The organism is Kitasatospora sp. NPDC056327 (assembly GCF_042261735.1).
Classification (GTDB): domain Bacteria; phylum Actinomycetota; class Actinomycetes; order Streptomycetales; family Streptomycetaceae; genus Kitasatospora.
In genome coordinates this window covers 38,767-49,445 of the sequence record NZ_JBHJRC010000026.1, presented here as the reverse complement: position 1 = coordinate 49,445, position 10,679 = coordinate 38,767, and the positions used below count along the sequence as shown (strand labels likewise).

At 71.7% G+C, this 10,679-nt stretch carries 7 protein-coding genes; all 7 read right to left on the bottom strand.

Features of this window, described 5'->3' with window-relative positions:
* Positions 1–143: 143 nt before the first annotated feature.
* The 7 genes from ACFCX4_RS06680 to nuoL all read right to left on the bottom strand — a co-directional run bounded on the left by ACFCX4_RS06680 (position 144) and on the right by nuoL (position 10,678).
* A complete protein-coding gene (locus ACFCX4_RS06680) occupies positions 144–1,196 on the bottom strand; it encodes a 2-oxoacid:ferredoxin oxidoreductase subunit beta (RefSeq protein ID WP_376139433.1) in 1,053 nt (350 codons plus the stop codon).
* The gene (locus ACFCX4_RS06675) at positions 1,193–3,172 is read right to left on the bottom strand and encodes a 2-oxoacid:acceptor oxidoreductase subunit alpha (RefSeq protein WP_376139432.1); all 1,980 of its coding nucleotides are present in this window, start codon (positions 3,170–3,172) and stop codon (positions 1,193–1,195) included. The genes ACFCX4_RS06680 and ACFCX4_RS06675 overlap by 4 nt, the downstream gene beginning before the upstream one ends.
* Positions 3,173–3,406: 234 nt before the next feature.
* Entirely contained in the window at positions 3,407–4,069 is a 663-nt protein-coding gene (locus ACFCX4_RS06670; protein ID WP_376139430.1) for a LuxR C-terminal-related transcriptional regulator, read from the bottom strand.
* Between the two features lie 126 nt (positions 4,070–4,195).
* Positions 4,196–5,206: a polyprenyl synthetase family protein gene (locus ACFCX4_RS06665; RefSeq protein WP_376139428.1), complete on the bottom strand. Its 1,011-nt coding sequence runs from the start codon at positions 5,204–5,206 to the stop codon at positions 4,196–4,198.
* A 243-nt stretch (positions 5,207–5,449) separates the two neighbouring features.
* Positions 5,450–7,087 carry an NADH-quinone oxidoreductase subunit NuoN gene (gene nuoN / locus ACFCX4_RS06660; protein WP_376139427.1) on the bottom strand — a complete coding sequence of 546 codons (1,638 nt, stop codon included), beginning with the start codon at positions 7,085–7,087 and terminating at the stop codon, positions 5,450–5,452.
* Entirely contained in the window at positions 7,084–8,745 is a 1,662-nt protein-coding gene (locus ACFCX4_RS06655) for an NADH-quinone oxidoreductase subunit M (RefSeq protein WP_376139425.1), read from the bottom strand. Before ACFCX4_RS06655 ends, nuoN begins: the two co-directional genes overlap by 4 nt.
* Positions 8,746–8,782: 37 nt before the next feature.
* A complete protein-coding gene (nuoL, locus tag ACFCX4_RS06650) occupies positions 8,783–10,678 on the bottom strand; it encodes an NADH-quinone oxidoreductase subunit L (protein WP_376139424.1) in 1,896 nt (631 codons plus the stop codon).
* Position 10,679 lies beyond the last annotated feature (1 nt).

Below are 10,679 nucleotides of genomic sequence, written 5' to 3'. Positions count from 1 at the left end.
GGGGGGTTGTCATCGTGGGGGGGGTGGGGCCGGCGCCGCCGCCCCCGCCGGGGGCCGGCCGGGGGGGGGTCCCCCCCCCACGGCGGCGCCCCCGGCCGGGAGATGGCCGGGGGCGCCGTCGTCGTACCGGGACCGGCCCGGGCTCAGTCGACCGTCCAGGTGTCGCCGCCCAGCAGCAGCGCGCCCAGGTCGCCCGGGCCCCGGTCGGCGGCCGCGGTGGCCAGCTGGCCGGCCATCAGCTCGTCGTACACCGGGCGGCGGACGTCGCGGAGCACCCCGATCGGGGTGTGGTGCAGGGTGTCCGCGTCGGCGATCCGGGAGAGCGCGAACGCCGTGGCCGGGCCGGCCGCGTGGGCGTCGTGGACCAGGACGGCCGACTCGTTCTCCGCCGTGACGGCGTCCACGAACAGCTCGCCGTCGGCCCCGCGGAACACGCCCCGGGCGCGGTCCGCACCGAAGCGCACCGGCCGGCCGTGCTCCAGCCGGATCAGCGCCTCGTCCCGGGTGCCGGCCTCCTTCAGCACCTCGAACGCGCCGTCGTTGAAGATGTTGCAGTTCTGGTAGATCTCGACCAGGGCCGTGCCCTCGTGCTCGGCCGCCGCGCGCAGCACCTCCTGGAGGTGCCGGCGGTCGGAGTCGATGGTCCGGGCGACGAAGGTGGCCTCCGCGCCGATCGCCAGCGAGAGCGGGTTGAACGGCGCGTCCAGCGAACCCATCGGCGTGGACTTGGTGATCTTCCCGACCTCGCTGGTCGGCGAGTACTGGCCCTTGGTCAGGCCGTAGATACGGTTGTTGAACAGCAGGACCTTCAGATTCACATTGCGGCGCAGCGCGTGGATCAGATGGTTGCCGCCGATCGACAGCGCGTCGCCGTCGCCGGTCACCACCCAGACGCTGAGGTCCCGCCGGGCGGTGGCCAGACCGGTGGCGATCGCCGGGGCGCGGCCGTGGATCGAGTGCACCCCGTAGGTGTTCATGTAGTAGGGGAACCTGGACGAACAGCCGATGCCGGAGACGAAGACGGTGTTCTCCCGTCTGATCCCCAGCTCCGGCATGAACGCCTGCACGGCGGCCAGGATCGCGTAGTCCCCGCAGCCCGGACACCAGCGCACCTCCTGGTCCGTCTTGAAGTCCTTGGCGCTCTGCGGCGCCTCGGTCTTCGGGACCAGCTTCAAGGAGGGGAACTTCTCACTCATCGGTTGTCCTCCTCGTCCAGGGTGCCGATCGCCGCCCACAGCACGTCCGCCAACTGGGCAGCCTTGAAGGGAAGTCCGCGCACCTGGTTGTAGGACTCCGCGTCCACCAGGTACCGGGCGCGCAGCAGCAGCGCCAGCTGGCCGAGGTTCATCTCGGGGACGATGACCTTGTCGTAACCGCGCAGCACCGCACCCAGGTTGGCGGGGAAGGGGTTGAGGTTGCGCAGGTGCGCCTGGGCGACCTCGCCGCCGTCCGCCCGCACCCGGCGGACCGCCGCGGTGATCGGACCGTACGTCGAGCCCCAGCCCAGCACCAGCACCCGGGCCTCGCCGGAGGGGTCGTCGACCGCCGTGTCGGGCACCGCGATGCCGTCGACCTTGGCCTGCCGGGTGCGGACCATGAAGTCGTGGTTGGCCGGGTCGTAGGAGATGTTGCCGGTGCCGTCCTGCTTCTCGATGCCGCCGATCCGGTGCTCCAGACCGGGCGTGCCGGGCACCGCCCACGGGCGGGCGAGCGTCTGCGGATCGCGCAGGTACGGCCAGAACTCGCCGTCCTCGCGGTTCGGGCCGGTCGCGAAGTCCGGCTCGATCCGGGGCAGTTCACCGACCTCCGGGATCCGCCAGGGCTCCGAGCCGTTGGCCAGGTAGCCGTCCGAGAGCAGGAAGACCGGGGTCCGGTAGGTGACCGCGATGCGGGCCGCCTCCAGCGCCGCGTCGAAGCACTCGGCCGGAGTGGCGGGGGCGACGATCGGCACCGGGGCCTCGCCGTTGCGGCCGAACATCGCCTGCAGCAGGTCGGCCTGCTCGGTCTTGGTGGGCAGACCGGTGGACGGGCCGCCGCGCTGGATGTCCACCACCAGCAGCGGGAGTTCGAGCGAGACCGCCAGTCCGATGGTCTCGCTCTTGAGCGCCACACCGGGGCCGGAGGTGGTGGTCACGCCGAGCGCGCCGCCGAACGCCGCGCCGAGCGCCGCGCCGATGCCGGCGATCTCGTCCTCGGCCTGGAAGGTGCGCACGCCGAAGTTCTTGTGCCGGCTGAGCTCGTGCAGGATGTCCGAGGCCGGGGTGATCGGGTACGAGCCCAGGTAGAGCGGCAGCCCGGAGCGCTCGGCCGCCGCGATCAGGCCGTAGGACAGCGCCAGGTTGCCGGAGATGTTGCGGTAGCGGCCCGGCGGCAGCTTGGCCGGCGGGACCTCGTAGGACACCGCGAAGGACTCGGTGGTCTCGCCGAAGTTCCAGCCGGCCCGGAAGGCGATGATGTTGGCCTCGGCGATCTGCGGCTTCTTGGCGAACTTGGTGCGCAGGAAGGACTCGGTGCCGCCGGTGGGGCGGTGGTACATCCAGGAGAGCAGGCCCAGCGCGAACATGTTCTTCGCCCGCTCGGCGTCCTTGCGGGCCAGCCCGCTGTCCTTGAGCGCCTCCAGGGTCAGCGTGGTGAGCGGCACCTTGTGCAGGTGGTAGCCCTCCAGCGAGCCGTCCCCCAGCGGGTCCGCGGCGTAGCCGACCTTGGCCAGCGCCCGCTTGGTGAACTCGTCGGTGTTGACGATGATCTCCGCACCGCGCGGCAGGTCGGGCAGGTTGGCCTTGAGCGCGGCCGGGTTCATCGCCACCAGGACGTTGGGCGCGTCCCCCGGGGTGAGGATGTCGTGGTCGGCGAAGTGGAGCTGGAAGGACGAGACGCCCGGCAGGGTTCCGGCGGGGGCCCTGATCTCGGCCGGGAAGTTGGGCAGGGTGGAGAGGTCGTTGCCGAAGGACGCCGTCTCCGAGGTGAAGCGGTCACCGGTGAGCTGCATGCCGTCGCCGGAGTCCCCGGCGAACCTGATGATCACCCGGTCCAGCCGGCGGATCGGCTTGGCACCCCTGTGCTGCGGACCGACCGGCGCGGCGGGGCCGGAGCTGCCCCCACCGGGCCCGGGGCGGCCCTCGCCGCCGTCCGGGCCGTCCACTGCTTCCGACTGATCGACCTGACTGGTCACTGCCGCGGACCTCCTCGTGGGCACCAGCCGCGGGCGTGAGCCGTGTGCCCCGTCCGCCTGGTGCACCTCTCGCATCCTATGCACGCGGGGATTGCCTTGGACGGAACTCCTCGATGCGGCGGAAAATCACCGTCGCACTCGTCAACAACGCCCCGGATGACCGATTCCGTACCCCGGCGCGGGGGGTCGGTTCGAATGCGAACACACGATCCGGCGGAGGCGGCGGCGAGCCGGTCAGGAATTCAGATAAGTGAGTACCGCGAGGACCCGGCGGTGGTCCCCCGGGCTCTGCGAGAGGCCCAGCTTGAGGAAGATGTTGCTGACGTGCTTCTCCACCGCGCCCTCGGAGACGACCAGCTGCTTCGCCACCGCGGTGTTGGTCCGGCCCTCCGCCATCAGCCCCAGCACCTCGCGCTCGCGGGGGGTCAGCCCGGCCAGCACGTCGCCCTTGCGGCTGCGGCTGAGCAGCTGCTGGACGACCTCCGGGTCCAGCGCGGTACCGCCCTCGGCGACCCGGACCACCGCGTCCACGAACTCGCGGACCTCGGCGACCCGGTCCTTCAGCAGGTAGCCGACGCCCCGGGTGGAACCGGCCAGCAGTTCGGAGGCGTAGCGCTCCTCGACGAACTGGGAGAGCACCAGCACGTTGAGCCCCGGGTGGAGGGCGCGGAGGGCGACGCAGGCGCGCAGTCCCTCGTCGGTGTGGGTGGGGGGCATCCGCACGTCGGAGACCACCACGTCGGGCAGCGCGTCGGCGGCGGCCAGCTCGTGGATGGTCCTGATCAGCGCGTCGCCGTCGCCGACGCCGGCCACCACCTCCAGGCCGCGGTCGGTGAGCAACCGGGTCAGACCCTCCCGCAGCAGTACGGAGTCCTCGGCGATGACGACGCGAAGCATGGCGGCCTTCCGGATGGGCGGAACTGCGGTCACGGTGCTGACGGGTGTCAGTCTCCCCCATCCCCGCGCGCCCCGGGGCGGCGGGCCGTGATCGGCCCCGGCGGTCCGGCGGCCGCCCGGCGCCCGTCACATGGTGCGGATGGCCACCCCGTCGCAGAGCGCCTGGAGGGCGTCCTTGGCCGGGCCGCCGGGCAGCTGGTCCAGCAGCGCGCGGGCCTCCTCGGCGTGCCGCAGGGTCTCCCGGCGGGCGTGCTCCAGCGCCGGGTGGCGGCGCAGCAGCCGCAGCGCCTCGGCGTGCAGCTCGTCGTCGGCGAGGTCCTGGTGGAGCAGCTCGCGCAGCCGGGTGTCCTCCGGGTCGGCCGGGTCGGCGGGCATCTGCCGCAGCAGCAGGGTCGGCAGGGTCTCCACGCCCTCGCGCAGGTCCGTGCCGGGGGTCTTGCCGGACTCGTGGCCGTCGCTGGCGATGTCCAGCACGTCGTCGGCCAGCTGGAAGGCGATGCCGATCCGCTCGCCGAAGGCGCTGAGGATGTCGATCACCAGGGGGTCGGCGCCGGCCGCCAGTGCTCCTATCCGGCAGGAGACGGCGATCAGTGAACCGGTCTTGCCGGCCAGCACGTTCAGGTAGTGGTCGAGCGGGTCGTCCTCCGGCCCGGGGCCCGCGGTCTCCAGGATCTGGCCGGTGACCAGCCGCTCGAACGCGTCGGCCTGCAGCCGGACGGCCTCCGGGCCGAGGTCGGCGAGCACCTGGGAGGCCCGGGAGAAGAGGAAGTCGCCGGTCAGGATGGCGACCGAGTTGTCCCACCGGGAGTTGGCGCTGGGGGCGCCGCGTCTCACCGGGGCCTCGTCCATGACGTCGTCGTGGTACAGGGTGGCGAGGTGGGTGAGCTCGACGACGACGGCGGCCGGCACCACGCCGGGCGCGTTGGCGTCGCCGAACTGGGCGGCGAGCAGCACCAGCAGCGGCCGGAAGCGCTTGCCGCCGGCCTCCATCAGGTGGCTGGCGGTGACGGTGATGAACGGGACGTCGCTCTTCACGGCGTCGGTGAGCGCGATCTCCACCGCGTCCATCCCGGCCTGGACGTCGCGGGTCAGATCGCGGTCCTGCACGCTGAGCCCAAAGGGTCCCACGACGGTCACGAAGACCACTCCTCTGTCCCTGGTCGATCTAGCGGCCCGGTCCCTGAGTGCCGCCGCTGGCCATACAGGCAGGGTATCCGGTCGTGAGTGGATCACTGCACGGGCGTGCGGCTCTGTCATGCCCGGAGCGTCCCCGCTGGCCAGCACGGATGCCGCAACGGCGCGTCCGGGCCGCGCTCGGGGCGCGACCCGGACGGTCGTCGGTGCGTTCGGCGGGCAGGTCGGCCCCGCCGTGGCGGACGGTCAGCCGACGAAGAACACGGCCTTCGAGGCGAGGTCCAGGAAGTACTGCGGGAGCAGTCCGAGGCCGACCGTGACCAGCACGCCGACGCCGATCGCGGTCGCCGTGAAGGCGCTCGGGATGGCGACGGTCGGGCCGCCCGGCCGCGGCTCGGAGAAGAACATCAGCACGATGACCCGGATGTAGAAGAACGCCGCCACCGCCGAGCTGAGCACGCCCACGATCACCAGCGGGGTCGCCCCGCCGGCCGCCGCGGCCTGGAACACCGCGAACTTGCCGGTGAAGCCCGAGGTCAGCGGGATGCCCGCGAAGGCCAGCAGGAAGAGCGCGAACACCGCTGCGACCAGCGGCGAGCGCCGGCCCAGCCCGGCCCAGCTGGACAGGTGGGTGGCCTCGCCCTTGGAGTCGCGCACCAGGGTGACCACGGCGAACGCGCCGAGCGTCACGAAGGAGTACGCCAGCAGGTAGAACAGCACCGAGCCGACGCCCTGCCGGTTGCTGGCGATCACCCCGGTGAGGATGAAGCCGGCGTGCGCGATCGAGGAGTAGGCGAGCAGCCGCTTCACGTCCTGCTGGGTGACCGCGAGGACCGCGCCGACCACCATGGTGAGGATCGCCACACCCCACAGCACCGGCCGCCAGTCCAGCCGGAGCGCCGGGAAGGCCACGTAGAACAGCCGCAGCACGGCGCCGAACGCGGCCACCTTGGTGGCCGCCGCCATGAAGCCGGTGACCGGGGTCGGCGCGCCCTGGTAGACGTCCGGGGTCCAGGCGTGGAACGGCACCGCGCCGACCTTGAAGAGCAGGCCGACGGTGAGCATCGCCAGGCCGATCAGCAGCAGCGCGTCGTTCTGGGTCGAGGACACCAGTGCCGGGGTGAGCAGCGCGTTGCCGGCGATGACGTCGGCGATCTCGCCGAGCCGCACGCTGCCCGCGTAGCCGTACAGCAGCGCGGTGCCGAACAGGAAGAACGCCGAGGCGAAGGCACCGAGCAGGAAGTACTTGACCGCCGCCTCCTGGGAGAGCAGCCGGCGGCGCCGGGCCAGCGCGCAGAGCAGGTAGAGCGGGAGGGAGAAGACCTCCAGCGCGACGAACATGGTCAGCAGGTCGTTGGCGGCCGGGAACAGCAGCATGCCGCCGACCGCGAACATGGTGAGCGGGAAGACCTCGCTGGTGGTGAACCCGGCCCGGATCGCCCCGCGCTCCTGCTCGCCGCCGGGGGTGGCGGACGCCTGGGCGGTGAAGGCGTCGGCGGGCTCGCCGCCGGCCCTGGGCTCCAGCCGGCGCTCGGCGTAGGTCAGCACCGCGACCACGGCGACCAGCAGGATCACGCCCTGGAGGAACAGCGTCGGGCCGTCCAGGGCGACCGAGCCCATCGCGACCGCGTCGACCTTGGTGGTGCCGTAGCCCTGCGCGGCCAGCACCAGGACGGCGACGAACGCGCCGGCCAGGCCCACCAGGGCCGTCACCACCTGGGCCCAGTGCCGCGTCCGCCTCGGCAGGAAGGCCTCCAGCAGGATGCCGGCGACGGCGGCGCCGAACACCACCAGCATCGGCGACAGCTGTCCGTACTCGATGTGCGGTGCGGGGATGCTCTGGGTTCCGCCGCCGGCGGCGGCGAGCCATCCGGTGCTGCTCACTTGTGCTCACCTCCTGAGCGGGCGGTCCCGTCCTGGCCGGTCCCGTGGTCGGCGGCGACCGGATGGGCCGGCGCCGGGTCGGTCTGGTGCACCTGCGAGAGCGTCGCGTCCACCGAGGGGTTCACCAGGTCGGTGAGCGGCTTCGGGTAGACGCCGAGCAGCAGGGTCAGTGCCACCAGCGGTGCCACCACGGCGAGTTCGCGGGCCCTGAGGTCCGGCATGCCGCGCACGCCCTCCTTGACCGGGCCGGTCATGGTGCGCTGGTAGAGCAGCAGGGCGTACAGCGCGGCCAGCACGATGCCGAAGGTGGCGACGATGCCGACCGCCGGGTAGCGGGAGAAGGTGCCGACCAGGACGAGGAACTCGCTGACGAAGGGCGCCAGCCCGGGCAGCGAGAGGGTGGCGAGGCCGCCGATCAGGAAGGTCCCGGCGAGCACCGGGGCGACCTTCTGCACGCCGCCGTAGTCGGCGATCAGCCGGGAGCCGCGGCGGGAGATCAGGAAACCGGCCACCAGCATCCACGCGGCGGTGGAGATGCCGTGGTTGACCATGTAGAGGGTGGCTCCGCTCTGGCCCTGGCTGGTCAGCGCGAAGATGCCCATGATGATGAAGCCGAAGTGCGAGATCGAGGCGTAGGCGACCAGCCGCTTGATGTCCTTCTGGCCGATCGCCAGCAGCGCGCCGTAGATGATCCCGATCACCGAGAGGACCAGGATCGCGGGGGCGAAGGTCTTCGAGGCGTCCGGGAAGAGCCCGAGGCAGAAGCGGAGCATCGCGAAGGTGCCGACCTTGTCCACCACGGCGGTGATCAGCACGGCGGTGCCGGCGGTGGCCTCGCCCATCGCGTTCGGCAGCCAGGTGTGCAGCGGCCAGAGCGGGGCCTTGACGGCGAAGGCGAAGAAGAAGCCGAGGAACAGCGCCTTCTCCGCGGTGCCGCCGATCTCCAGCCGGCCGTCGGCGATCGCGCCGGTGAGGGTCTGCAGGTCGAAGGTGCCGAGGCCCTGGCCCTGCGCGATCACGTACAGACCGATCACGGCCGCCAGCATGACCAGGCCGCCGAGCAGGTTGTAGAGCAGGAACTTGACCGCCGCGTAGGAGCGCTGGCGGGCCGAGTCGGGGCCGCCCGCCCGGTCGCCGAAGCCGCCGATGAGGAAGTACATCGGGATCAGCATGGCTTCGAAGAAGACGTAGAAGAGGAAGACGTCGGTGGCGTAGAAGGAGACGACCACCATCGCCTCCACCGCCAGGACCAGCGCGAAGAAGGCCTGGGTGCGGCGGCGCGTCTCGAAGGTGTCGGGGTCCGCGGACCCCCCGGCCGCCGCGGCCGGGTCGGCGTCGTGCCAGGAGGCGAGCAGCACCACCGGCACCAGGACGGCGGTGAGCAGGGCGAGGACGGCGCCGATGCCGTCCACGCCGAGCGAGAACGTGATGCCGAAGGAGCGGATCCAGCTGTAGGACTCGGTCAGCTGGTAGCGCGCGCCGTCCGGGTCGAACCGGGCGGTCACCACGGCCGTCAGGGCCAGGGTGACGGCGGAGAAGGCCAGTGCCACGGTCTTGGTGGTCCGCCGCCGCGCCTCGGTGGTCCCGGCGGGCAGCGCCGCGGTGACCACCGCGCCGGCCGCCGGGACGACGCAGGTGGCGGTGAGGAGGGCGCTCATGCCTCGGCCTCCCGACGGTGTGGGTGAGGACGGTTCATCAGACGGACCTCATCAGGAGAGTCGTGGCGACCAGCACCAGCGTGCCGCCGAACATGGAGAGCGCGTACGTGCGGACGTAGCCGTTCTGGATCCGCCGCAGCCGGCCGGAGACGCCGCCGATGGTGGCGGCCAGGCCGTTGACGAAGCCGTCCAGGCCGCGGCTGTCGAAGTAGACCAGGGCCGCGGTGAGCGCCGAGCCCGGGCGGACCAGGACGGCGTGGTTGAAGTCGTCCTGGAGGAGGTCCCGGCGGGCGGCCCGGGTGAGCGGGGAGCCGTACGGCGGCACCACCGGGACGGCCGAGCGGCCGTACACGAGGTACGAGAGCGCCACGCCGGCCAGCATGCAGGCGCTGGTCAGCAGGGTGACGGTGAGTTCGCCGAGCGGCGAGTGACCGTGCTCGTACCCGGTGACCGGCTCCAGCCAGGTGAGGAAGGACTCGTTGAACGCGAACAGCCCGCCGGCGAAGACCGAGCCGAAGGCCAGCACGATCATCGGAACGGTCATGGTGCGCGGCGACTCGTGCGGGTGCGGCTCGTTGCCCTCGGCGTCCGGCTGCCAGCGCTTCTCGCCGAAGAAGGTCAGGATCATCACCCGGGTCATGTAGAACGCGGTGACGGCGGCGCCGGTCAGGGCGCACAGGCCGAGGATCCAGCCCTCCGTGCCGCCCTTGGCGAACGCCGCCTCGATGATCTTGTCCTTGGAGAAGAAGCCCGACAGACCCGGGAAGCCGATGATGGCCAGGTAGCCGAGGCCGAAGGTGACGAAGGTGACCGGCATGTACTTGCGCAGGCCGCCGTAGTGACGCATGTTCACCTCGTCGTTCATGCCGTGCATGACCGACCCGGCGCCGAGGAACAGCCCGGCCTTGAAGAAGCCGTGGGTCACCAGGTGCATGATCGCGAAGGCGTAGCCGATCGGGCCGAGGCCGGCCGCGAGGATCATGTAGCCGATCTGCGACATGGTCGACCCGGCCAGCGCCTTCTTGATGTCGTCCTTGGCGCAACCGACGATCGCCCCGAACAGCAGGGTGACCGCGCCCACCACCACGACGGCGGTCTGCGCGTCCGGCGCCAGGTTGAAGATCGCCCCGGAGCGGGTGATCAGGTAGACGCCGGCGGTCACCATGGTGGCCGCGTGGATCAGCGCGGAGACCGGGGTCGGGCCCTCCATGGCGTCGCCGAGCCAGGACTGCAGCGGCACCTGCGCGGACTTGCCGCACGCCGCGAGCAGCAGCATCAGGCCGATCGCGGTCAGCTTGCCCTCGCTCGCGCTGCCGGCGGTGGCGAAGACCGGCTCGAAGGCGAAGGAGCCGAACTCGACGAACATCAGCATGATCGCGATCGACAGGCCCATGTCGCCGACGCGGTTGACGATGAACGCCTTCTTGGCGGCCGTCGCGGCGCTCGGCTTGTGCTGCCAGAAGCCGATCAGCAGGTACGAGGCGAGGCCCACGCCCTCCCAGCCGAAGTACAGCAGCAGGTAGTTGTCGGCCACCACCAGCAGCAGCATGGCCGCCAGGAAGAGGTTCAGGTAGGCGAAGAAGCGGCGCCGGCGCTCGTCGTGCGCCATGTAGCCCACCGAGTAGAGGTGGATCAGCGTGCCGACGCCGGTGATCAGCAGGACGAAGGTCATCGAGAGCTGGTCGAGCCGGAACGCGATGTCGGCCTGGAAGCCGTTCACCGGGATCCAGCTGAACAGGTGCTCGGTCAGGGTGCGTTCCTCGGCGTCCCGCCCGAGCAGGTCCGAGAACAGCGCGAGGCCGAAGCCGAAGGACAGGGCGGCGAGCGCGGTGGCCAGCCAGTGGCCGTACCGGTCGAACGCCCGGCCGCCGAGCAGCAGCAGGGCGGCGCCGGCCAGCGGAGCCGCGACCAGCAGCGGAATGAGAGAGTTCACC